This is a genomic window from Allobosea sp. LjRoot90 (genome assembly GCF_964254315.1).
Classification (GTDB): Bacteria; Pseudomonadota; Alphaproteobacteria; order Rhizobiales; family Beijerinckiaceae; genus Allobosea.
In genome coordinates, this window is record NZ_CAXUTF020000001.1 from 1,165,219 (window position 1) to 1,186,404 (window position 21,186).

The 21,186-nt window shown below is 65.3% G+C and carries 23 protein-coding genes and 2 tRNA genes; 6 read left to right on the plus strand and 19 right to left on the minus strand.

Features of this window, described 5'->3' with window-relative positions:
- Window positions 1-7 precede the first annotated feature (7 nt).
- The 3 genes from guaA to ACSQ3M_RS05480 form a co-directional block, all read right to left on the minus strand.
- The gene (gene guaA / locus ACSQ3M_RS05470) at window positions 8-1,561 is read right to left on the minus strand and encodes a glutamine-hydrolyzing GMP synthase (RefSeq protein WP_436149036.1); all 1,554 of its coding nucleotides are present in this window, start codon (window positions 1,559-1,561) and stop codon (window positions 8-10) included.
- A 98-nt stretch (window positions 1,562-1,659) separates the two neighbouring features.
- Window positions 1,660-1,968, minus strand: coding sequence for a putative quinol monooxygenase (locus ACSQ3M_RS05475; protein WP_436149037.1), 309 nt, complete (start codon window positions 1,966-1,968; stop codon window positions 1,660-1,662).
- Window positions 1,969-2,093: 125 nt separating this feature from the next.
- Window positions 2,094-3,398, minus strand: a complete 1,305-nt coding sequence (locus ACSQ3M_RS05480; RefSeq protein ID WP_436149038.1) for an RsmB/NOP family class I SAM-dependent RNA methyltransferase — start codon at window positions 3,396-3,398, stop codon at window positions 2,094-2,096.
- A 155-nt stretch (window positions 3,399-3,553) separates the two neighbouring features.
- On the opposite strand from ACSQ3M_RS05480, the gene ACSQ3M_RS05485 reads away from it, so the two are divergent.
- Complete coding sequence (locus tag ACSQ3M_RS05485) at window positions 3,554-3,691, plus strand: hypothetical protein (RefSeq protein ID WP_164547439.1); 138 nt, start codon at window positions 3,554-3,556, stop codon at window positions 3,689-3,691.
- Window positions 3,692-3,864: 173 nt separating this feature from the next.
- Window positions 3,865-5,028, plus strand: coding sequence for a glycerophosphodiester phosphodiesterase (locus ACSQ3M_RS05490; protein WP_436149039.1), 1,164 nt, complete (start codon window positions 3,865-3,867; stop codon window positions 5,026-5,028).
- 88 nt (window positions 5,029-5,116) lie between these two features.
- Here ACSQ3M_RS05490 and ACSQ3M_RS05495 read toward each other — a convergent pair whose 3' ends face one another.
- From ACSQ3M_RS05495 to ACSQ3M_RS05525, 7 genes are all read right to left on the minus strand, one after another.
- On the minus strand, window positions 5,117-5,398 hold the full coding sequence (locus tag ACSQ3M_RS05495) for a hypothetical protein (RefSeq protein ID WP_436149040.1): 282 nt from the start codon (window positions 5,396-5,398) through the stop codon (window positions 5,117-5,119).
- Window positions 5,399-5,557: 159 nt separating this feature from the next.
- Window positions 5,558-6,346: an amino acid ABC transporter ATP-binding protein gene (locus ACSQ3M_RS05500; RefSeq protein ID WP_436149295.1), complete on the minus strand. Its 789-nt coding sequence runs from the start codon at window positions 6,344-6,346 to the stop codon at window positions 5,558-5,560.
- A 17-nt stretch (window positions 6,347-6,363) separates the two neighbouring features.
- Window positions 6,364-7,743, minus strand: coding sequence for an amino acid ABC transporter permease (locus tag ACSQ3M_RS05505; protein ID WP_436149041.1), 1,380 nt, complete (start codon window positions 7,741-7,743; stop codon window positions 6,364-6,366).
- 10 nt (window positions 7,744-7,753) lie between these two features.
- The gene (locus ACSQ3M_RS05510) at window positions 7,754-8,944 is read right to left on the minus strand and encodes an amino acid ABC transporter permease (RefSeq protein ID WP_436149042.1); all 1,191 of its coding nucleotides are present in this window, start codon (window positions 8,942-8,944) and stop codon (window positions 7,754-7,756) included.
- A 143-nt stretch (window positions 8,945-9,087) separates the two neighbouring features.
- Window positions 9,088-10,110, minus strand: a complete 1,023-nt coding sequence (locus ACSQ3M_RS05515) for an amino acid ABC transporter substrate-binding protein (protein WP_436149043.1) — start codon at window positions 10,108-10,110, stop codon at window positions 9,088-9,090.
- Window positions 10,111-10,262: 152 nt separating this feature from the next.
- Window positions 10,263-11,282, minus strand: coding sequence for an amino acid ABC transporter substrate-binding protein (locus ACSQ3M_RS05520; protein ID WP_436149044.1), 1,020 nt, complete (start codon window positions 11,280-11,282; stop codon window positions 10,263-10,265).
- Between the two features lie 146 nt (window positions 11,283-11,428).
- Window positions 11,429-12,454: an amino acid ABC transporter substrate-binding protein gene (locus ACSQ3M_RS05525; protein ID WP_436149045.1), complete on the minus strand. Its 1,026-nt coding sequence runs from the start codon at window positions 12,452-12,454 to the stop codon at window positions 11,429-11,431.
- Window positions 12,455-12,717: 263 nt separating this feature from the next.
- On the opposite strand from ACSQ3M_RS05525, the gene metC reads away from it, so the two are divergent.
- Both metC and ACSQ3M_RS05535 read left to right on the plus strand, forming a co-directional pair.
- Window positions 12,718-13,908, plus strand: coding sequence for a cystathionine beta-lyase (metC, locus tag ACSQ3M_RS05530; protein ID WP_436149046.1), 1,191 nt, complete (start codon window positions 12,718-12,720; stop codon window positions 13,906-13,908).
- Window positions 13,909-13,915: 7 nt separating this feature from the next.
- A complete protein-coding gene (locus tag ACSQ3M_RS05535; RefSeq protein WP_436149047.1) occupies window positions 13,916-14,626 on the plus strand; it encodes a transporter substrate-binding domain-containing protein in 711 nt (236 codons plus the stop codon).
- A gap of 9 nt (window positions 14,627-14,635) precedes the next feature.
- On the opposite strand, the gene ACSQ3M_RS05540 is transcribed toward ACSQ3M_RS05535, so the two are convergent.
- From ACSQ3M_RS05540 to ACSQ3M_RS05550, 3 genes are read right to left on the minus strand one after another with little or no spacing between them, the layout of a single operon-like run.
- Window positions 14,636-14,980, minus strand: a complete 345-nt coding sequence (locus ACSQ3M_RS05540; protein WP_436149048.1) for a lipid-A-disaccharide synthase N-terminal domain-containing protein — start codon at window positions 14,978-14,980, stop codon at window positions 14,636-14,638.
- Entirely contained in the window at window positions 14,980-15,753 is a 774-nt protein-coding gene (locus ACSQ3M_RS05545; RefSeq protein WP_436149049.1) for a glycosyltransferase family 2 protein, read from the minus strand. The genes ACSQ3M_RS05540 and ACSQ3M_RS05545 overlap by 1 nt, the downstream gene beginning before the upstream one ends.
- Window positions 15,754-15,799: 46 nt before the next feature.
- Window positions 15,800-17,488, minus strand: a complete 1,689-nt coding sequence (locus ACSQ3M_RS05550; protein ID WP_436149050.1) for an ArnT family glycosyltransferase — start codon at window positions 17,486-17,488, stop codon at window positions 15,800-15,802.
- A 234-nt stretch (window positions 17,489-17,722) separates the two neighbouring features.
- Here ACSQ3M_RS05550 and ACSQ3M_RS05555 point away from each other — a divergent pair, with 234 nt between their 5' ends.
- Window positions 17,723-18,004, plus strand: a complete 282-nt coding sequence (locus ACSQ3M_RS05555) for a hypothetical protein (RefSeq protein WP_436149051.1) — start codon at window positions 17,723-17,725, stop codon at window positions 18,002-18,004.
- A 115-nt stretch (window positions 18,005-18,119) separates the two neighbouring features.
- Window positions 18,120-18,287 carry a hypothetical protein gene (locus ACSQ3M_RS05560; protein ID WP_436095256.1) on the plus strand — a complete coding sequence of 56 codons (168 nt, stop codon included), beginning with the start codon at window positions 18,120-18,122 and terminating at the stop codon, window positions 18,285-18,287.
- 6 nt (window positions 18,288-18,293) lie between these two features.
- Here the strand turns inward: ACSQ3M_RS05560 and ACSQ3M_RS05565 are convergent.
- The 6 genes from ACSQ3M_RS05565 to ACSQ3M_RS05590 form a co-directional block, all read right to left on the minus strand.
- A tRNA-Arg gene (locus ACSQ3M_RS05565) sits at window positions 18,294-18,370 on the minus strand.
- 43 nt (window positions 18,371-18,413) lie between these two features.
- Entirely contained in the window at window positions 18,414-18,719 is a 306-nt protein-coding gene (locus ACSQ3M_RS05570; protein ID WP_436149052.1) for an ETC complex I subunit, read from the minus strand.
- 35 nt (window positions 18,720-18,754) lie between these two features.
- Window positions 18,755-18,831 (minus strand) — tRNA-Pro (locus ACSQ3M_RS05575).
- A 199-nt stretch (window positions 18,832-19,030) separates the two neighbouring features.
- Entirely contained in the window at window positions 19,031-19,219 is a 189-nt protein-coding gene (locus tag ACSQ3M_RS05580) for a hypothetical protein (protein ID WP_436149053.1), read from the minus strand.
- A gap of 121 nt (window positions 19,220-19,340) precedes the next feature.
- Entirely contained in the window at window positions 19,341-20,495 is a 1,155-nt protein-coding gene (locus ACSQ3M_RS05585; RefSeq protein ID WP_436149054.1) for a patatin-like phospholipase family protein, read from the minus strand.
- A 96-nt stretch (window positions 20,496-20,591) separates the two neighbouring features.
- A complete protein-coding gene (locus ACSQ3M_RS05590) occupies window positions 20,592-21,077 on the minus strand; it encodes a DUF192 domain-containing protein (RefSeq protein ID WP_436149055.1) in 486 nt (161 codons plus the stop codon).
- Window positions 21,078-21,186 lie beyond the last annotated feature (109 nt).

Below are 21,186 nucleotides of genomic sequence, written 5' to 3' on the forward strand. Positions count from 1 at the left end.
GCTCTTCTCACTCCCACTCGATCGTGCCCGGCGGCTTCGAGGTCACGTCGTAGACGACCCGGTTGATGCCCTTGACCTCGTTGATGATCCGCGTCGCGGTGCGGCCGAGGAAGGCCATGTCGTAGGGGTAGAAATCGGCCGTCATGCCGTCGACCGAGGTGACCGCGCGCAGGGCGCAGACATGGTCATAGGTACGGTGGTCGCCCATCACACCGACGGTGCGCACCGGTAGCAGCACGGCAAAAGCCTGCCAGATCACGTCATAGAGGCCGGCCTTGCGGATCTCTTCGAGATAAATCGCATCCGCCTTGCGCAGGATGTCGAGCTTCTCCCTGGTGATCTCTCCGGGGCAGCGGATGGCGAGACCAGGCCCCGGGAAGGGGTGGCGGCCGACGAAGGCCTCGGGCAGGCCGAGCTCGCGGCCGAGCACGCGGACTTCGTCCTTGAACAACTCGCGCAGCGGCTCGACGAGCTTCATCTTCATGCGCTCGGGCAGGCCGCCGACATTGTGGTGGCTCTTGATCGTCACCGAAGGCCCGCCGGAGAAAGAGACGCTCTCAATCACGTCGGGATAGAGTGTCCCTTGGGCGAGGAAATCGGCGCCGCCCAGCTTGGCGGCCTCGGCGTCGAAGACGTCGATGAAGAGCCGGCCGATGGTCTTGCGCTTGGCTTCCGGGTCGGCGCCGCATTTGGCGAGCTCCGAGAGGAAAAGCTCTTCGGCCTCAACATGAACCAGCGGGATATTGTAGTGGTCGCGGAACAGGCGCACCACCTCGTCCGCCTCGTTCATGCGCATCAGGCCATGGTCGACGAAGACGCAGGTGAGCTGATCGCCGATCGCCTCGTGGATCAGCACGGCCGCAACCGCCGAATCGACGCCACCCGAGAGGCCGCAGATCACCCGGCCGGTGCCGACCTGGGCGCGGATCTTGGCGATCGTCTCGGCACGATAAGCTGACATCGACCAATCCGGCGTGCAGCCGCAGATCGTCACGACGAAATTGCGTAGCAGCTTCGCCCCGTCGGGAGTGTGCACCACCTCCGGGTGGAACATTGTCGAGTAGAAGCGCCTGCCCTCGTCGCTCGCCACCGCGTAGGGTGCGTTCTCGGAGGTCGCCTTGACGGAAAAGCCAGCGGGAAGCTGAGTGACACGGTCACCATGGCTCATCCAGACCGGATAGCGCCCGCCCTCCTCCCAGACGCCTTCGAACAAGGCCGACGGCGTGACGATCTCGACATCGGCGCGACCGAATTCGGCGGCATGGCCACCTTCGACCTTGCCGCCGAGCTGATGGGCCATGGTCTGCTGGCCGTAGCAGATGCCGAGCACCGGCAGGCCAGACGAGAACACCTCGTGCGGCGCCCGCGGCGAGCCCTCATCCGGGACCGAGGCCGGGCCACCCGAAAAGATCACGCCTTTCGGCTTCATGCGCTGGAAGGCCTCGGAGGCCAACTGGAATGGCGCGATCTCGCAATAGACGCCGATCTCGCGCACGCGGCGCGCGATCAGTTGCGTCACCTGACTACCGAAGTCGATGATCAGGATGGAGTCGTGCGGCACGGAGTTTTGGGGCTGGGCGCTCATCGCGCCCGGTTACGCCATCGCGCGCGAGCGCGCAACGGCGCTGAGAGCGGATCAGGTCGGCATCGCCAGGCAGCTCAGGAGGAGACGCGGTCGAGCACGACCAGCCGCAGCGGCTCGGCCAGCAAATCACCGGCTGTCGCGGCGAACGCCTGGAAATGCGGCGTCGCCTTGTGAACCTCGAGCGCGGGCGCGCTGGTGAACGCCTCGCGCATGTAGAACGTGCCGGGCTCGTCGCGCAGCTCGAACAGCACATAGTCGAGGCAGCCCGGCTCGGCTCGCGTCGGCTCGATCAACGTCAGCAGGCTCCGGCGCAGTTGCTCGCGCTGGCCAGCCTTCGCCTTCAGCACGGCGATGGAAATGAAGGTCTCTTCGGTCTTGCTCATGGTCGGCACCTTTGCCCCAGGGTGTACGGGGAACAGGTGTCGGCGCGGGCGGCCGAGCGCAAGAACGCACAAATCCGCCCCTTACGGACAAGACTGATACTGCTCGTTCGCCGGCGGCAGCGCCCTCAAGCCGGATCGTGCCGGGCAAGTGCAGCGAGATAGAAGCCGTCGGTCCCGGTCCGGCGCGGCGAGAGCTGCAGGCCAAAACGCGTGGCAAAACGGGCGAGCAGGCCGAAATCGACTTCGCCGGTGTTCAGCAGGGACCGCGTCGCGACCGGCGCGAAGCTGGCATGCCGCGCCAGGAAGGCGTCGACCGCGACGTCGTTCTCCTCCGGCAGCATCGAGCAGGTGATGTAGGCGACACGCCCGCCCGGCTTGACCAGGCTGGCGGCGCGATCGAGTACCTGCGCCTGCTCCTTAATGCGCTCGGCCAAAGCTCCGGGACGCACCCGCCATTTCGCATCGGGATTGCGCCGCCACGTACCGGAGCCGGTGCAGGGCGCGTCGACGAGCACGAGATCGACAGTGCCTGCAAGATCGGCAAGCGCATCATGGCCGCGGCTCTTGGGTACGCGCACTTCGACATTGCCTGCGCCCGAGCGGGCGACCCGGTCGTGCAGCGGCGCCAGCCTGCGGCTGTCGAGGTCGGTGGCAAAGATGCGCCCCTTGCCGTTCAGGATCGCGGCCAGCGCCAGCGTCTTGCCGCCGGCGCCGGCGCAAAGGTCGACGACTGTCATGCCGGGCTGCGCGCCGGCGAGCAGGGTCACGAGCTGCGAGCCCTCATCCTGGATCTCGAATTCGCCATCGAAGAAACTCGGCTCGCTCTGCAGCGATGGCCCGCGCCCGTCGGGGCCGTGCAGGAAGCGCAGGGCATCGGGAGACCAGGCGCCCGGCTCCGGCTGAAGATGGCTGAGCGCTGCGCGCAGCCTGTCGCGATCCGTCTTCAGTCGATTGGTGCGGATATCGGCCGGCGCCCTGCCCGCCAGTGCCTGCCCTTCCGCGACCGCGTCATCCCCGAAACCGGTCATGAAAGAGGGCCAGAGCCAGTCCGGTACATCGGCGCGCACCCAGCCGGGCGCCGCATTGAGATCGAAGGCAACGAGCCCCGCGACTTCGAACTCGGTCAGCGGCGCAGGGGCATGATTCTGCCCGTTGAAGAGCTCCGAAATCTCTTCGACCGCCATGCCGCGCTGGCTGACCAACATGCCAAGCACGAGCGCCCGCGGCGTTTCCTCACCGAGCGCATGGGCGGAAGAGGCCCGGCGGCGCAACGCGTCATAGACCAGCGAGGCAACCGCGGCGCGGTCCTTGGAGCCGGCGAAACGACGCGACAGGCCCCAATCCTTCAGCGCATCGGCGGCCGGGCGCCGACGCTCGATCAGGTCCGCCAGAACCTCGATGGCGGCGCTGATACGGGCAGCAGGAGTCATGTCCGGCAGTTCCTGTGATTGCTCTTGGTCTTGGCACTTGTCCCAGACGCGATCTGGAACGATTCCGAAGCGCGAAAGGACCCTTGACGCCCTCGTCCCACAGGGCGCAAGACGATACAACTCCTTCCGTAACGCAACCGCCTAGGGATCCTGCAATGACCACCTTCGCCCGTCTCGCGCTCGCCGGCCTGTTCTGCCTGTCGCTGGCCGCCTGCGCCACCCAGCCGGTCGACACCACGCCGCCGCCGTCCAAGCGCCTCGACGCCAAGACCACGCTCGAAGGCCGCCGCTGAGCCTCCTGCCTCCCGCGCTCGCCGCCACTGGCAAGTGAGCGCCTGGAATGCCTAAGAGACACCTTCGCGGTGCCGGTTTCCCGGCATCGCGAAGGAGCAAGCGGGCCTTCACCGGCCTGTCATATCGACCGAGCAGTTTCGCGACCTTCCACGGGACACGAGGATCGGACGAGATGAAGCCCCTGTTGCAGCCGGCCACGATGCTGGCGACCTTTGTCCTCGCGCTGGCCGCGCCGGCCCTGGCGCAGAGCCCGGCGTCGACGCTGGACGGCAAGCCGGCCCTGATCGTCGGCCATCGCGGCGCCAGCGGCTATCTGCCGGAACATACGCTCGAAGCCTACAAGCTCGCGATCGAGCATGGCGTCGATTTCATCGAGCCCGATCTGGTCTCGACCAAGGACGGCCACCTCGTGGTTCGTCACGAGCCGATGCTGTCGGGCACCACCGACGTCTCGACCCGGCCGGAATTCGCCGCGCGCAAGACGACCCGCAAGATCGACGGCGTCGACACCACCGACTGGTTCGCCTCCGACTTCACCCTCGCCGAGATCAAGACGTTGCGGGCCAAGCAGGCCTTTGCCGACCGCGACCAATCGCATAACGGCAAGTACGAGATCCCGACGCTGCAGCAGGTCATCGACCTCGCCAAGGCCGAGAGCACCCGGACCGGCCGCACGATCGGCATCTATCCGGAAATCAAGCACTCGACCTATCACTCGGCTACCGGCCTTGCGATCGAGGACAAGCTGCTCGATCAGCTCAAGGCGGCTGGCTGGACCGAGAAGACCTCGCCGGTGTTCATCCAGAGCTTCGAGACCGCCAACCTCAAATATCTGCGCGGCAAGACGCAGCTGCGCCTGATCCAGTTGGTCGATGCGGACGATGTCGACAAGGACGGCGGCATCGTGCTCGCCGCTCCGTTCGACAAGCCCTACGACTTCGCCGTCACCGGCGACAAACGCACCTTCAAGGACCTCGTCACCGCCGAGGGCCTGAAGGAGATCAAGACCTATGCCGACGGCGTCGGTCCCTGGAAGCCCTATCTGATGCCGGCCAAGCAGGTGCTCGGCGACGACGGCAAGCCGCGCGATCTCAACGGCGACGGGACGATCGACGAGCGCGACCGCGTGCTGCTGCCGCCGACCGATGTCGTGAAGAACGCCCACGCCGTCGGGCTCTTCGTCCACACCTGGACGTTCCGCAGCGAGCCCAAGCGCCTCGCCTCCGACTTCAAGGGCGATCCGGCGGCCGAGTACAAGGCCTATCTGGCGCTCGGCATCGATGGGCTGTTCTCGGACTTCCCCGATGCGGCGGTGAAGGCGCGCAACGCCAAGTAATCTACAACGCAAGACCGCCGCTCCCGACTGGGGGCGGCGGTCTTGCCTTACCTGACGCAACTCAACTCACACTCAGTCAAACTCATATTCAGTCACAGACACGCGTCGTGCGACGCACCTCTCCGCGCGGGGTCTCGCGAACCTCGGTCACGGTGCGGCAATCGCGCTCGGCGCGATAGGCCCGGCGGCGCTCCCAGCGATCACGCTCGCGCATCCGGTCCTCGCGGCGGATATCCCGGTCGATCGCGCGATCACGCGGCGAGCGCGTATCGATACTGACCCCACCCGGCCCAATGTCGACCGATTGGGCATAGGCGCCGGCACTGCCGAGCAGCAATCCGGCGACGACAGTCGTGATAACGAGTTTCATGGTGTCTCCTCCGATTTCGAGGGAAACAACCGCAATCACCACGAAAAGTTCCAAAAGGCTGCTCCGGGAGCCGGCAGGACCGCCTCGATCGACGCAGCCGACATGCAAACGGCGCCCGTGAAGGCGCCGTTGCAGTAGCAGCAGACTGGCTGCCGGAGATCAGTGCAGTATCTGCGAGAGGAAGAGCTTCGTACGCTCGTGCTGCGGATTCTTGAAGAACTCGTTCGGCTCGTTCGTCTCGACGATCTGGCCGGCGTCCATGAAGATCACCCGGTCGGCGACCTGGCGGGCAAAACCCATCTCGTGGGTGACGCAGAGCATGGTCATGCCCTCATCGGCCAGCGAGACCATGGTGTCGAGCACCTCCTTGACCATTTCGGGGTCGAGCGCCGAGGTCGGCTCGTCAAACAGCATGATCTTCGGGCTCATGCACAGCGAGCGGGCAATGGCGACGCGCTGCTGCTGTCCGCCGGAAAGCTGGCCCGGGTACTTCAACGCCTGCTCGGGGATCTTGACGCGCCTGAGATAGTGCATCGCGATTTCCTCGGCGTCCTTCTTGGGCATCTTGCGAACCCAGATCGGCGCCAGCGACAGGTTCTCCAGGATCGTCAGATGCGGGAACAGGTTGAAGTGCTGGAAGACCATGCCGACATCGCGGCGGATCTCGTCGATCTTCTTGAGGTCGTTGGTGAGCTCGGTGCCGTCGACGATGATCTGGCCCTTCTGATGCTCTTCCAGCCGGTTGATGCAGCGGATCATCGTCGATTTGCCGGAGCCGGACGGGCCGCAAATGACCAGCTTCTCGCCGCGCGACACTTTGAGGTTAATATCGCGCAACACGTGGAACTCGCCATACCACTTGTTGACGCCGATCATCTCGACGGCCGTCGCGGTGTTGAGCACGGTCTGCTTCAGCGCCGTCGGGCGCGAGCTGGTGGTTTCTGCCATAGCCATGATTGGTCCCCTCAACGCTTCTGGCCGGCGGCGAGCCGCTTCTCGACCGCAATCGAGTAGCGCGACATGCCCCAGCAACACAGGAAATAGAAAACCGCGGCGAAAGCATAGCCCGTCGCGCGGGTCGTCGGCGTCGCCCAGGTCGGATCGACCAGGGTCGCCTCGATGGTACGCAGGAAGTCGAAGATGCCGACGATGGTGACCAGCGTCGTATCCTTGAACAGCCCGATGAAGGTGTTGACGATGCCCGGGATCACGATGCGCAGCGCCTGCGGCAGGATGATCAGCCGCATCATGCTCCAGTAGCCGAGGCCGAGCGACATCGCGCCCTCGTACTGGCCCTTGGGCATGGCCTGGAGGCCACCGCGCACCACTTCCGCCATGTAGGCCGCGGCGAAGAGCGCGACGCCGACCAGCGGCCGCAGCAGCCGGTCAGGCGAATACTCCTGCGGCACGAACAGCGGCAGCATGGTGTTGGCCATGAACAGCACGGTGATCAGCGGCACGCCGCGGACGAACTCGATGAAGATCACCGAGAGCAACTGGATGATCGGCAGCCTGGAGCGACGCCCCAGCGCCAAGACGACCCCGAGCGGCAGTGAGAAAACGATGCCGACCGCCGCGATCAGGAAGGTCACCGTCATGCCGCCCCAGAGGCCGGTGTCGACCCTGGGCAGACCTGGGCTATTCGCCAGCAGGCTGAGGAAGACGAAGATCGCGAGGGCGAACAGGACCAGCTGCTTCGGTCCGAAGAAGCGCTTCCAGATCGGCAACTGCTGCACAACCGCCAGACCAGCGTCACCGATGTTGAAGCGAACCAGCTGCGGCACAAAGGAGAGCACGACATAGAGCGCAGCGAGCGCAAGTGTCACCGCGAGGCAGAAGCCGAGGAAGCGCTCGGCGCCCGGGCCGCCGAGCAGCAGCACATAGGCCGAGATCGGCAGGAGCACGAAGAAGAAGAAGATGCCGAGCTTCTTCTTCGGCGCCTGGTTCCAGAGCAGCCAGACGACGCCGAGCGCGAACATGACGAAGACGATGTTCACGCGCCAGCGCTGACTGATCGGATAGGAGCCATAGATGAAATACTGGAAGCGATCGGCGATATAGGCCCAGCAGGCGCCGACCGGCCGGCCGACCTTGTCGGCGAGACAGGCATCGCGACTGGTGCCGGTCCAGACCGCGTCGAGGAAGTAGAAGCGGATCAGCCCCGGCACCGAGTCGACGACAAGGTAGAGGCAGACCAGCGTCAGCGCGATGTTGAGCGGGCTGGAGAGCAGATGGGCCCTGACCCAGGCCAGCGGCCCGGCGACGGAGAGCGGCGCCGGCTGTTGCTCGAGCGTTTCCCTGCGGACGAAGGCGTAGGGAGCCATTTCGGTGGTTGCGTCTGTCATCGGGGCGCCCTCACCGTTCCACCAGCGCCATGCGCTTGTTGTAGATGTTCATGAAAAACGACGTCACCAGCGAGATAGTCAGATAGACCGCCATGGTGATGGCGACGACCTCGACCGCCTGGCCGGTCTGGTTCAGCACCGTGCCGGTGAAGACCTGGACGAGATCGGGATAGCCGATCGCGACCGCAAGCGACGAGTTCTTCGTCAGGTTGAGGTAGTTCGAGGTCAGCGGCGGAATGATCACCCGCATCGCCTGCGGGATGACGACGAGCTTCAATGTCGGCCCCGCCCGCAGGCCGAGCGCATTGGCGGCCTCGGTCTGCCCTTTCGAGACGGCGAGGATGCCGGCGCGGACGACCTCGGCGATGAAGCCGGCGGTGTAGGTCGTGAGGCCGACCAGCAGTGCGACGAACTCCGGGAAGATCTGGATGCCGCCGCGCAGGTTGAAGCCGGCGAGCTCCGGATAGACGAAGGTGATCGGCCGGCCGGTGGCGAAATAGACCAGCAGCGGCAGGACGATGATCAGGCCGAAGGCAATCAGGCCGACCGGATACTGCTTGCCGGTTGCGGCCTGCTGCTTGCGCGCCCAGAAGCGGAAGACGAAGGTCGCGACCAGGCCGATCAGCAGCGTCCAGATGATCAGGTTGCCGCCGGGGCCGAATTGCGGATCGGGCACATAGAGGCCGCGATTGTTGAGCAGGAAGCCGGCCGGAAGCTCGATCGACTGGCGCGGATTGGGCAGCGGCTTCAGCACCGCATTGTACCAGAAGAACAGTTGCAGCAGCAGCGGGACGTTGCGGATGACCTCGACATAGATCATCGCGATCTTGGACACGATCCAGTTGCTCGACAGTCTGGCGACGCCGACGAAGAACCCGAGGAAGGTCGCGAGCACGATGCCGATCGAGGCAACGAGCAGCGTATTGAGCAGGCCGACCCAGAAGGCCTGGCCATAGGTGCTGCCCGATGCGCTGAAGGGGATCAGCTTCTGGTTGATGTCGAAGCCGGCCGCGTTGTGCCAGAAGCCGAAACCGGAGGCGATCTTCTGGGCTCGCAGGTTCTCGATCGCGTTCGAGGCCGCAGACCAGATCAGGAAGCCGACCACGGCGAGCAGGGCGAACTGATAGACGTAACCCCGAATCTTGGGGTCGTAGAGCAACGAGGCTTTGCCCGGTTTGATCTCGGCGGAAGTAGTCGACACGTCTGACGCCCTTCTGAGTGTTGGCGACCGAGGGTCCGGCAGTGATCCATTCGGATCACTGCCTGCCCGTATTCTTATCCGGTTCGCCGGAACAAGACAGCTTCAATGCCCGATGCGCGACGAGTGCCGCGCATCGGCAGTTCTCACCGGATCGGTGGCGCGTATTGCAGGCCGCCCTTGGTCCAGAGCGCATTCTGGCCACGCGCGATCTTGAGCAGCGAACCTGAGCCGACATTGCGCTCGAAGCTCTCGCCGTAATTGCCGACATGCTTGATGATGCGCAGGGCCCAGTCATTGGTCAGGCCCATCGGTTCGCCGAACTTGCCCTCGGTTCCGACGAGACGCTTGATCTCGGGATTGTCGGATTTGAGCATCTCGTCGGCATTCGCCTTGGTGACGCCGAGCTCCTCGGCATTGATCATGGCGAAGAGCGACCATTTGACGATGTCGAGCCAGACATCGTCGCCATGGCGCACAACGGGGCCGAGCGGTTCCTTCGAGATGATCTCCGGCAACACCATGTGATCGTCGGGATTCGAGAGCGTCAGGCGCTCGGCGTAAAGGCCCGAGGCGTCCGTGGTGAAGGCGTCACAGCGGCCGGCCTCATAGGCCTTGACCGTCTCCTGGTTGGAGGCGAAGGCGACCACCTCGTACTTGATCTTGTTGCTGCGGAAGTAGTCGGCGAGGTTGAGTTCGGTCGTGGTGCCCTGCTGGGTGCAGATCGAGGCGCCGGCGAGCTTCAGCACGGAATCGACGCCGAGCTTCTTGCGGACCATGAAGCCCTGACCGTCGTAGTAATTGACGCCGGCGAAGTTCAGGCCGAGCGAGGTGTCGCGCGAGATCGTCCAGGTCGTGGTGCGCGACAGGAGATCGACCTCACCCGATTGCAGCGAGGTGAAGCGGTCCTTGGCCGAGAGCGGAATGAACTTGACCTTGGCCGGATCGTTGAAGATGGCCGAAGCGACGGCGCGGCAGATGTCCACGTCCATGCCGGCCCAATTACCCTGCTGATCAGGGATGCCGAAACCAGCGAGACCGGTGCCGGAGCCGCAGTGCAAGATGCCGCGATTCTTGACCTGCGCCAGAGTGGGCGATTGGGCCAGTGCTCCGCTCGCGCATATGGCAGCGGTGACGGCGATGAGCGCCGCCCCAATGACTTGTTTCATGGTTGTTTTCTGTCCCCTGTTTGGCGGAACGGGTTCTCCCGCTCTCGATTTGCTAGCAAGCTCCAGGCCAGTCCCCGCCGGCCGCATTCTCCTCTTTCTTTGCCTGACGAAACGATCGCGCCGACCGCAACGGCCCAGACACTAACAGAATCTCACCGGATCGGCGGCGCGTATTGTAATCCGCCCTTGGTCCACAGCGCGTTCTGGCCGCGTGACATCCTCAGCACCGAGCGACTGCCGACGGTGCGCTCGAAACTCTCACCGTAATTGCCGACATGCTTGACGATCCGGTAGGCCCAGTCGTTGGCTAGGCCGAGGCCCTCGCCGAACTTGCCGTCGACGCCGAGCAGGCGCCTGATTTCGGGATTGGCCGACCCCCGCATCTGGTCGACATTGGCCTTGGTCACGCCGAGTTCCTCGGCATTCAGCATGGCAAAGTGAACCCACCGCACCAGCTTGAACCATTGCGAGTCGTTATCGCGCGTCAAAGGGCCGAGCGGCTCCTTCGAGATGATCTCCACGAGAACCATGTGGTCGTCCGGTGCCGTCAGCTTCATGCGCTCGGCATAGAGGGACGAGGCATCCGTGGTGAAAGCGTCGCAGCGACCGGCATCATAGGCCTTGAGCGTTTCCGGGCCGGTGTCGAAGGCGACGATCGTGTGCCTGAGATTGTTGGTCTTGAAATAGTCGACCACGTTGAGCTCGGTCGTCGTGCCCCGCTGGACGCAGATCGACGCGCCGGCAAGCTGCATCGCCGACATCACTCCGAGCTTCCGGCGCACCATCAGGCCTTGGCCGTCATAATAGTTGACGTTGGTGAAGAGCAGGCCGGGCGGCGTGTCGTTCGTGATGGTCCAGCTCGAATTGCGCACGAGCACGTCGACGTCGCCGGCCAGGAGCGCCTTGAAGCGATCGTTGGCCGAGAGCGGAATGAACTTTACCTTGGCGGGATCATTGAAGATCGTCGCAGCGATGGCGCGGCAATATTCGACGTCGAGGCCGTTCCAGTTGCCCTGGGCATCGGGGGCGCCGAAGCCGATCAGGCCGGTATTGGAGCCACAGTTCAGGATCCCGCGGCTCTTGACCTGAGCGAGGGTCTGTTGCGCCTGCGCACTAGCGACGCCAAAGGCAGCGGCGACGACGAGCAACGCCGCGCTGATCACTCTGATCATATACTTCCCCTGTCCGGTGGAACGGGTTCATCCCATTCTCGATAGGTTGGCAAATCCCGGGCCAAGCGCGGCCGGAAAAGCCACTTTTTCCAGTAACCTGGAAAGAATCGGGGCGGACGCCAGAAGCGCCCGCCCCGCATGGTCCCTTAGCGCACCGGCGGGGCGTATTGCAGGCCGCCCTTGGTCCACAACGCGTTCTGGCCGCGAGCGATCTTCAGCAGCGAGCCCTGGCCGACATTCTTCTCGAAGCTCTCGCCGTAATTGCCGACGTGCTTGACGATCCGGTAGGCCCAATCCGCGGTCAGGCCGACGCTCTCGCCGAACTTGCCCTCGGTCCCGAGCAGACGCTTGATCTCGGGGTTGCTCGACTTCAGCATCTCGTCGACATTCGCCTTGGTCACGCCGAGCTCCTCAGCGTTGAGCATGGCGTAGTGCACCCACTTGATCAGGCCGAACCACTGCCCGTCATTGTTGCGGGTTGCCGGGCCAAGCGGCTCCTTCGAGATGATCTCGGGCAAGACCATGTGATCATCCGGCGCGGTCAGCTTCAGGCGCTCGGCATAGAGGCCGGAAGCGTCGGTGGTGAAGGCGTCGCAACGGCCGGAATCATAGGCCTTGACGGTCTCGTCCGAGCTCGCAAAGGCGACGACTTCGTACTTCAGATTGTTGGCGCGGAAGAAGTCGGCGAGGTTGAGCTCGGTGGTGGTGCCCTGCTGGGTGCAGACCGAGGCGCCGTTGAGCTGCAGCGCGGAATTCACGCCGAGCTTCTTGCGGACCAGAAAGCCCTGGCCGTCATAGTAGTTCACGCCGGTGAACAGCAGGCCGAGCGCGGTGTCGCGTGACATCGTCCAGGTCGAGTTGCGCACGAGCACGTCGACTTCGCCCGACTGCAGGGCCGTGAAGCGGTCCTTGGCCGAGAGCGGGATGAACTTCACCTTGGTCGGGTCGTTGAAGATCGTGGCCGCGATGGCGCGGCAGTAATCGACGTCGAGGCCGGCCCAGTTGCCCTGCCCATCCGGCACGCCGAAGCCGGCGAGGCCGGTGTTGGAGCCGCAGTTCAGGATGCCGCGGCTCTTGACCTGAGTAAGCGTTTGAGGCGCCTGCGCCTGCGCGCTCGCCGCCGCCAGCGTGAAGCCGAGGCCGGCGACAGCGGCTGCCATGAATTTCTTCATTCTGATCTCTCCCAATGTTGCCCCGCCGGCGTCTGCCGGCCGGAACCTGCCGGTCACCGCATCGTCGTGACTTGATGTCCCGTTTCGATGCCGAAAATTTAAGCGAAACACGGCTCGGGTCGATTGCCAGAGCCGTTCATGAGCGTCAAGCAAGGGCTCCCCCGTGCGCCTGCCTCTTTTCACTGCAAGCATCACATGCGACTTTCCGGAGGTGGTCAAGTGCGACCACAACCCGCCCCGTCCCGCACCTATCATTCCGGTCCATGAAAAAGCTGTCGAAGCCTGAATTCGCGCGCCTGCGCGAAAAAACCCGTCTCGTCCTCGCCGGCCGCGACTCCACCGACAGCTACGGCTTCGTCAATCCGCCGATCGTGCGCGGCTCGACGGTGATCTATCCGAGCACCGAGGATTTCCTGGTCCGCAAGGCGCGTTACAGCTACGGCACCTCCGGCAGCCCGACGATCGACGCGCTGCTTGCCGCAGCCCACACGATGGAGGGCGGCGCCGGCGTGCTCGCCTGCTCGTCCGGCCTGCTCGCCTGCACCCTGCCCACTCTCGCCTTCCTGACCGCCGGCGACCACTTTCTCGTGACCGACAGCGTCTATCATCCGATGCGCAATTTCTGCGAACGGATGCTGCCGCGCTACGGCGTCGAGGTCACCTATTACGACCCACTCATCGGCGAGGGCATCGCCGAGCTGTTCAAGCCGAACACCCGGGCCGTCTGGACCGAGTCGCCGGGATCGCAGACCCTGGAGGTCCAGGACATCCCCGCGATCGTCGCCGCCGCGCATGCCCGCGACATCATGGTGATGATGGACAATACCTGGGCGACGCCGCTCTTTTTCGATGCTCATAAATTCGGCGTCGACGTCTCGGTTCAGGCCGGGACGAAGTACTATGCCGGCCATTCAGACGTGCTGATCGGCACGGTCTCGGCCCGCACGCCGGAACTCTACAGCCAGCTCCAGCGAACCTGGGACGCGCTCGGCGTGATCATCGCGCCCGAGGACGCCTATCTGACGTTGCGCGGCATCCGCACCCTCGCCATCAGGCTCAAGGAGTTGCAGCCGGCGGGACTGGAGATGGCGAACTGGCTGGCCGCGCGGCCCGAGGTCGCCCGCGTGCTGCACCCGGCCCTGCCTGATGATCCCGGCCATGCCATCTGGAAGCGGGACTTCAGCGGGACCTGCTCGCTGTTTTCGATCGAGCTCGAGCCGGTCTCGATGAAGGCGGTCGCGGCCATGCTCGATGGGCTCACGCTGTTCGGCATGGGCGCGTCCTGGGGCGGCTATGAGAGCCTCGTCCTGCCTTTCGACTGCACCCGCTATCGCACCGCGACCAAGCCCGGCTTCAAGGGACCGACGATCCGGTTTCATATCGGCCTCGAGGACTTGGAGGACCTCAAGGAGGATCTCGACGCCGGCTTCGCTCGGCTGAGAGCGGCGAGCTGAGCGCGTCATGGTGCCGGAAGGACCGATCGTCTTCGCCTATCTCGACGAGCCGCCCTTCTGCTGGCCGGCAGCCGGCGGAGCCGCGCAGGGCTGCGATGTCGAACTGGCGAGCGCAGCCTTGCAGGCGCTCAGCATCACGGAATTCGAGCAGCGGCTGACGACTTTCGCCGAATTGCTGCCGGGCCTCGCCTCCGGGCGCTGGACGCTCACCACACCTCTCTTCGTCACGGCAGAGCGGCAAAAGCTCGTCGACTTCAGCCGGCCGGTGTGGGCACTCGCCGACGGTCTTCTGGTGCGGGCCGCCGATCGCGAGCGACTGAGCGGCTATCGCGCCGTCGCCGTCGCTGCCGCCCGTTTGGTGGTCGTGGGCGGGCAAGTCCAGGAACAGGCCGGGCTCGCAGCCGGCATTGCTCCCGAGCGCGTCGTTCGTGTCGCGACCCAAGAGGAGGCCGTGGCGGCTGTCAGGGACGGCGACGCCGATGCCTATGCCAGCGTCGCCATGGCGCATCGCGGCTACCTTGCTCGTCAGCCCAACGATAGCCTGGCGGTCGTCACCGTCGCGGTCGACGAGGGCAGCCCGGCCGCGGGAGCCTTCGCTTTCGGCAAGCAGCACGCCAGCTTCCGGGAGCGGTTCGATCGAGCGCTCACCGACCTGATCGGCAGCCCCTGGCATCGCGCCATGATGGCGCGCCACGGCTTCCCTGCCGGTGAATACTGAGATCCCGCTTCAGCCCGGCGCGGAATTCGTGTCCTCGCCGCGCGCCTTCGCGCGCAGCACGAATTGCAGGTTGCGCAGGTAGACGAACACGCCGAAACCCTGGCCGATGATGAAAACCGGATCACGGCGATAGAGCGCGTAGATCAAAAGCAGCATGCCGCCGCCGATCGAGAACCACCAGAAGGTCATCGGCACGACCGAGCGCTGCGCCTTCTCGCTGGCGAGCCACTGCACCACGAAGCGCATGGTGAAGAGGCCTTGCGCGACGACGCCGAGCAGGACCCACCAGTCGACATTGTTGACGAAGACGTCGTGGAAATAATTCCCGATCATGTTCTGCAGGTCGATGAGCATCAGCGCGCCTCCGTCGCGATCTGCGGCACGCGCTTGCGGCGCCGGATCAACCACCAGACGCCGGCGAGGTCGAGGATGCCAACCCAGAGCCGGTCGAAGAAGCCGTAGTTGGAAACCCCGGTCAGGCGCTGCCGGTCACGCACGTCGTGATGCAGGACCGCGAAGCCTTCGCGCACGATGAGAGCCGGCATGAAGCGGTGCAGTGCATCGAAATAGGGCAGCGCCAGATACGCCTCGCGCCGGAAGCATTTCAGGCCACAACCGGTGTCGCGCGTTCCGTCCTTGAGGATCGAGCCACGAACCTTGTTGGCAATGCGCGATTGCATGCGCTTAAAGCCTGTGTCCTTGCGGCCGACGCGCTGTCCCTGGACCATGCCGGCCGAGGCACCCGCCGCCTCGAGCTGGGCCAGCATCGCCGGGATGAAGGAGGGATCGTTCTGGCCGTCGCCGTCGAGGGTCGCGACGATCGGGGCCGCCGCCGCCCTCACCCCGCTGCGCACCGCGGCCGATTGGCCGCAGGATTGCGCATGGCGGACGACCCGCAGCCATGGCCGGGTCGCAGCGAGACCGGCGAGCGCGGCGGCCGTGCCGTCGCTCGAACCGTCATCGACATAGATCAGCTCGAAGACGCCGATATCGGCACAAGCGGCCTCGATATCGCGGACGAGCGGCGTGATATTGCCCTGTTCGTTGCGCACCGGCACGACGATGCTGAGGCGGGGCTGGCCGGGTGAAGGCGCAGGTTCGGTCACGGATTCCAAGTCTTTCTGCATTGCGGCGCGCAAACTGCGTCAACCGCCACGGCGGAGCAAGCGTCGATCACTCGCGGACGAATACGCTGATGTCGAGGTGCTTGCCGCCGTTCAGGTTGAAGCCAGATATCGTGGTCAGGAGCCGAGGCGACTGCCCCGACGCGGCGAGCGTCTGGCGGAAGCCGTCGAGGAAACGGCCCTCGACCAGCGCCACCCGGCAACCCGGCTCGCGCAGGAACGTCGCCGCCATCGTCCCGTCTGCGCCCATGCGCAGATCGGTGCCGACGAGGAAGACGAGGCTCGGCTCGCGGTAGCCGACGGTGATGACCTGCGGATTCGGGCAGGTCACCGCCTGCACCGCCTCCGCCAGCCGCGGCGACAGCTTCAAGCCGCGCAGGCTTGGCGATGCCAGGCCGAACACGCCCAGGCTGAGCAGGAGGCTCGCGACCACGCCGCGCCAGAGCGCACCCTCGAACGCCCCCTGGCGGAAGGCGAGGAAGCCGCGGAAGGCAACGAAGAGCGCGAGCGCCAGAACCGGCAGAGCCAGCCAGGGCAAGGTCCGGTCGAGCGTCCAGGTGCCGTAGAGCAGTACGCCGACGAGCACCGCCGGCACCAGCACGACAAGCAGCGCCGTCAGGGTCGAGCCGCGGCGGAAGCGGTTGATGCCGCCGTTGACGAGCGCGAGCAGAAGCAGCGCCGTGATCGCCGGATAGAGCGGCAGCACATAATGCGGCAGCTTGGTCGGCACCGCCTCGAAGACGAGCCAGGACGGCACGATCCAGGCGAGCAGGAACAGGATCTGCGGCTCGCGGCGCTTGACCCAGGCGAACGGGATCGCCATCGCTGCAAGCGCCGCCGATGGCCAGTAGGTGCCGAAGAACAGCAGCAGATAAAGGCCGGGCGGCCCCCAATGCTTTTCCTGCCCCTCCCCGACCTTGGCGAGCATGTCCTTGCCGACACTCTCGGCGAAAAAGTTGCCGCCGGTCTTCACCGCGATGGCGATAAACCAGGGCAGCACCACGACGAGGCAGAGCAACAGGCCGAGCCCGGGCCGCAGCGGGGCTAACCAGCGCAGCGAGCGCTCACGGATGGCGAGGACGAGCACCGCCAGACCCCAGACCATCGGCACGATCGGGCCCTTGAGCAGCAGGCCGAGCGCCGTCGCCGACCAGAACACCAGCCAGTTGTGGCGGCTCGGCACGAAGGCGAGCGAGCGCGTCCAGTCGAGCCAGGCGCGGGCAAGCGCGCCCATGGTCGCGACCGCGCAGGCGGCGAGCAGGGCGTCGGTCTTGGCGAAGCGCGCCTCGACGCCGAGCAGCACGGCTGCCGCCATCAAGGCGCCACCGAGCAAGGCCAAGCGCGCGCCGACGAAAGCGAGCAGCGCCCAATAGGTCAGGAGCACGGTCGCGATCGCGCCGATCAGCGACGGCAGCCGGTAGAGCCACATGGTGGTCCGGGCCTGCGGCACGCCGAGCGCCTCGCCGATCGCGACGCTTCCCGCCTGCAGCCAGTAGATGCCGACCGGCTTCTTGTGCCTGGCCTCGTCCTGGAAGCGGATGTCGACGAAGTCGCGCGTCTCCAGCATCTGCTTGCTGGCCTGGGCGAAGCGCGGCTCGTCGCGATCGAAAGGCTGCAGGCTGGTGAAGCCGGGCAGGAAGGCAGCGAGCGACAACAGGACGAGCAGCACGCAGGCGCGCCAATGACTCGCGGAAGCGAAATTGGCGAGCCGGTCCAGGCCGGAGCCGAGCGAGATCATCGATACTCCTTGCAGCCGCGGCAGGGGCTGGAGCTTGGAGGTTGCGGGTAACGATCAGAGATCAGACGCTTCACCAACCGGATGCGTCCGGGCCATGCCCCGCCTTTCGGGCGCGATCATGGCCGATCCGGCCGCGGGGCGTTTACGACTTCGCGCCGATCGCGGCAAGATGGACTCATCACCTGCGGCGACGCAGGGGCGGCGTTTGCCACCCAGGCGGGCCAGGAGATCACCATGCTGAGGATATTGCTGCGGGCGATCTGGATCGGTTGTCTCGGCATGCTGCTGGCGATGTTCATAGGCTTCGCCATCGTCATGGCGATGCTGCTGTTCGATCCGAAATGCGGCCCGGGCGATTCCGGTGGCTGCGCCATGGGGCTGGTCACCGTGACACTCGGCGCGGCCATCCCCGGTTTTGTCATGGGCAGCGTCGGATATCTCGCGTTGATGCTCTGGCGCCGGCGCCCGCCACTGCCGACGATCCGCCAGCTGCGCAATTGGGGACGCGAGGATTGAGGGCCGAGAGGTCTGCGGCGCCTATGGCAGCCGGGCGCGCGGAACTCCATCTCTGATGAAGGGTTGACCCTCTGGTCGCGCGGAAACGTCGGTGCAGACCGAAAGGAGCAGAATCATGAAGAGTCCCATCGCGGTTCACACCGACGAGGACTACGAACAGGCGCAGCAGCGCGTGGCCGAACTCAACGCCGCGCCGGACAGCAGGGATAAGGAGCGCGAGCTGGAGGCGCTCGCCGAAGCGATGCTGGCCTTCGAGCTGCGCCGCGACGAAGCGCAGGAGTGAGAAAAGTGGCGAGCCCGACAGGATTCGAACCTGTGACCAGCAGCTTAGAAGGCTGCTGCTCTATCCAGCTGAGCTACGGGCCCTGAAAGAAACGGCGGGCATGGGCCCCGCCGGTTCAGTCTAGTTTCAATGCGTCCACTGGCCGACGCGGTTGAACTTGAAATTGTCCGAGTAGGTCATGGCGCGGCGCTTGGCCTGATGCGGCTGCTCCAGACGATAGGCGATGCCGTTGCGCGTGGCGTAGGCAACAGCCTCCTCGGCCGTGTCGAACCAGAGCCTGAGCTGGCTCTTCATGTCGCCTGACGAGGTCCAGCCCATCAGCGGCTCGATCTCGCGCGGCCGCTCCGGCTCATACTCCAGCAGCCAGCGGCCAGTCTTGGCCGTGCCGGACTGCATCGCATTGCGTGTCGGCGAGTAGATGCGTGCCGTCATGCTTCCCCTCGCCTTCCGGCAAAGCCTGTCGAGATTGGTCGGGGCACCAGGATTCGAACCTGGGACCCTCTGCTCCCAAAGCAGATGCGCTACCGGGCTGCGCTATACCCCGCCGTCCTGCAAGTGTAATCAATCACTCGCAAATCAGTTCCATCGGCCCATCTCGAAGCCGGCGGATGCGGAACGCAATATCACCAACTGCTCGCTTTGGGAACACGCAGTTCCCACGGGGTCGCTGGGCAGACTCCTGCGCACTCGTTGTATCGCCATCTCCGGGCCGGCAACCGGCCAAAGCGACGATTCTAGCCAGCTCAGCCCAGCGCCTCGCGCTGCCGGAGAAGTTCGGTGAGCAAATCCTGCTGCTCGTTGAGCCGGTTGGCGAGACTCTCCTCGACCGCTGCGCCGGATGCTCCGGTCGCCTGCTCCATCAGCTCCGAGATGTTCCTGCGGACGATTGCGATTCGGTCGTCCAGATCCGTCCGCTCAGAATTCCCGGGCATGTTCCAGTCTCCGTCCCACTCCTATGCCGGGCGATGATAGACGGATCGAAGGCGCCAGGCGACCGGCCGTGAGCGCCGACCGGCCAGTGGCAAGACGACCGCTCATGATAGCGACGTCCGGTCAGAGCGCCGGTTCCGCGGGACTGGCCGATGCCGCGCGTGCGGCCACGCTGGAGGACCGCAACAAGGAATCATCTGGCGACAAAGGTGGCGCCCCGAAGATTCGCGTGCCTGCGGCCTGCCCCGCCTCGAACAAGGGGCGCATTTCATCAGGATCGAAGCGCAGCGGATCCTTCGTCTCGGATACCGTCTCAGGCAGGGAGATCAGCCGAAAATGCGCTCCGGCCGCCGCAGCTTTGCTCTGCGCCTCGCGCACAGAGCTGTAGAGCAATTGTCTGATGAGCTGAGAGACGCCGCGGCGAGCCAGCGCCAACGTCGACGCAGCCGGACTGCTGACGGCGGCGTCGCGGCTGACATGGCCGTTGGCGAGAACCCATATCGTGCTGCCGCGCCCGGCCCTGCCAAGCATGAAGCTCTCGAACGGCACCGGGGCCTTGACGCCGCCGTCGCTGTGGATCGAAACGGCACCGCTTCGCCGGTCGCGAATCCGCACCGGCTCGACGAGGCCGGGCACCGCCGCCGAAGCGACGAGAATGTCGACGTAGTGGCTGCGCCGGTCCTCATCGGAGGCGGCGATCGCGCCCATGTCCCAGAACATGGTCTTGCCCGCCGTCATATCGGTGGTCGCGACAAAGAGCCGGCGGCCCTTGCGGTGCTCGGCGGCTACCTGATCCAGCATGTCATCGCTGATCAGCTCAAGCAGCAGGCGCCGCAATGGAGCCGGATCGTAAAGGCCGGTGCCGACCAGCGTCTTCAAACCATTGGGGCGAAAGACGTCGCGCGTTCGTGTCGTGGTGTAGACCCGCTCCAGCAGATGGTCCGAGGCTGGTCCGAGGAACGCCGCAGTCGCCTGCAGCGCGCCGGTCGAGGTCCCGGTGACGACATCGAAGACCGGGCGCTTGCCGCTCTGAGACCAGGCCTGGAGCACGCCGGCTCCGAAGGCGCCGTCGGCGCCGCCACTGGTCAGGACCAGGACATTGCGGACCGGCGTCCGCCTGGCCGGTTCAGCCGGCGTCGAGGCAGTGGAAGCGTAGCGCCCGGCACTGACGAGCGGCTCGCCGGCATCGAGAACGATGTCGCCATGGCGGCAAGCGGAGAGGGCGAGCAAAGCCAGCACGACCGAACGTCGCAAGAGCGGCCTCGTCCAGTCCGCCATTGCAGCCTCCGAGAGCGATCATCTTGACGACGTCAGGATAGCGGTTGTCCGAAGCAATTACGGCTGTGATGTGACGGATGGCAGGGCCGACCAGCTCTAGCGCTTGAACAGCGGATGCTCGACCTTGTCGCCGGGCTTGATGCCCAGCTTCTCCGCGATGCCGGCATTGATCTCGAGCACCGAGAGCACCGGCTCGCCCGAGGGGATGGTCCGGGTCGAGAGCGGTTCCGCCCGCTCGGCGATGCGGGCGACCGTGCCGTCGGCGCGGATGAAGAGCATGTCGAGCGAGATGTAGGTGTTCTGCATCCACATCGCGACCGGCTCGGTGCGGGCGAAGTCGAAGAGCATGCCGCGATCGGCCGGCATGAACTGGCGATGCATCAGCCCCCGCGCGCGCTGGTCCGGCGTGCGCATGACCTCCACTTGGAAAGCATGGCGGCCCGAAGCCGTGACGATGGTCAGCGGCTCGATACCCGCGACGGGCGCGTTCTGCGCCTCCGCCGGCTTCGGCAGGACCATAAGGACGCCCAGGGTCAGCGCGAGCACAGAGGCCAGGCGCAGCAAACGTTCCATAACAGACATCATCGCGCCTCGCGCCAGACAAACCACCCTGACGCAAGCCTTGCCGCGGCCTCGTGGCGGTTCTGCGGCCAATGGCACGAAGCGATGCCGTTTCGTCAAGCATTTCGCC

Bases quoted from the DNA above. Each gene is read 5' to 3' on its own strand.
- ACSQ3M_RS05475 (WP_436149037.1), bottom strand. From the start codon at position 1,968: ATGAGCAAGACCGAAGAGACCTTCATTTCCATCGCCGTGCTGAAGGCG.
- ACSQ3M_RS05480 (WP_436149038.1), bottom strand. From the start codon at position 3,398: ATGACTCCTGCTGCCCGTATCAGCGCCGCCATCGAGGTTCTGGCGGAC.
- ACSQ3M_RS05485 (WP_164547439.1), top strand. From the start codon at position 3,554: ATGACCACCTTCGCCCGTCTCGCGCTCGCCGGCCTGTTCTGCCTGTCG.
- ACSQ3M_RS05490 (WP_436149039.1), top strand. From the start codon at position 3,865: ATGAAGCCCCTGTTGCAGCCGGCCACGATGCTGGCGACCTTTGTCCTC.
- ACSQ3M_RS05495 (WP_436149040.1), bottom strand. From the start codon at position 5,398: ATGAAACTCGTTATCACGACTGTCGTCGCCGGATTGCTGCTCGGCAGT.
- ACSQ3M_RS05500 (WP_436149295.1), bottom strand. From the start codon at position 6,346: ATGGCAGAAACCACCAGCTCGCGCCCGACGGCGCTGAAGCAGACCGTG.
- ACSQ3M_RS05505 (WP_436149041.1), bottom strand. From the start codon at position 7,743: ATGACAGACGCAACCACCGAAATGGCTCCCTACGCCTTCGTCCGCAGG.
- ACSQ3M_RS05515 (WP_436149043.1), bottom strand. From the start codon at position 10,110: ATGAAACAAGTCATTGGGGCGGCGCTCATCGCCGTCACCGCTGCCATA.
- ACSQ3M_RS05520 (WP_436149044.1), bottom strand. From the start codon at position 11,282: ATGATCAGAGTGATCAGCGCGGCGTTGCTCGTCGTCGCCGCTGCCTTT.
- ACSQ3M_RS05525 (WP_436149045.1), bottom strand. From the start codon at position 12,454: ATGAAGAAATTCATGGCAGCCGCTGTCGCCGGCCTCGGCTTCACGCTG.
- metC (WP_436149046.1), top strand. From the start codon at position 12,718: ATGAAAAAGCTGTCGAAGCCTGAATTCGCGCGCCTGCGCGAAAAAACC.
- ACSQ3M_RS05535 (WP_436149047.1), top strand. From the start codon at position 13,916: ATGGTGCCGGAAGGACCGATCGTCTTCGCCTATCTCGACGAGCCGCCC.
- ACSQ3M_RS05540 (WP_436149048.1), bottom strand. From the start codon at position 14,980: ATGCTCATCGACCTGCAGAACATGATCGGGAATTATTTCCACGACGTC.
- ACSQ3M_RS05545 (WP_436149049.1), bottom strand. From the start codon at position 15,753: ATGCAGAAAGACTTGGAATCCGTGACCGAACCTGCGCCTTCACCCGGC.
- ACSQ3M_RS05550 (WP_436149050.1), bottom strand. From the start codon at position 17,488: ATGATCTCGCTCGGCTCCGGCCTGGACCGGCTCGCCAATTTCGCTTCC.
- ACSQ3M_RS05555 (WP_436149051.1), top strand. From the start codon at position 17,723: ATGCTGAGGATATTGCTGCGGGCGATCTGGATCGGTTGTCTCGGCATG.
- ACSQ3M_RS05560 (WP_436095256.1), top strand. From the start codon at position 18,120: ATGAAGAGTCCCATCGCGGTTCACACCGACGAGGACTACGAACAGGCG.
- ACSQ3M_RS05570 (WP_436149052.1), bottom strand. From the start codon at position 18,719: ATGACGGCACGCATCTACTCGCCGACACGCAATGCGATGCAGTCCGGC.
- ACSQ3M_RS05580 (WP_436149053.1), bottom strand. From the start codon at position 19,219: ATGCCCGGGAATTCTGAGCGGACGGATCTGGACGACCGAATCGCAATC.
- ACSQ3M_RS05585 (WP_436149054.1), bottom strand. From the start codon at position 20,495: ATGGCGGACTGGACGAGGCCGCTCTTGCGACGTTCGGTCGTGCTGGCT.
- ACSQ3M_RS05590 (WP_436149055.1), bottom strand. From the start codon at position 21,077: ATGTCTGTTATGGAACGTTTGCTGCGCCTGGCCTCTGTGCTCGCGCTG.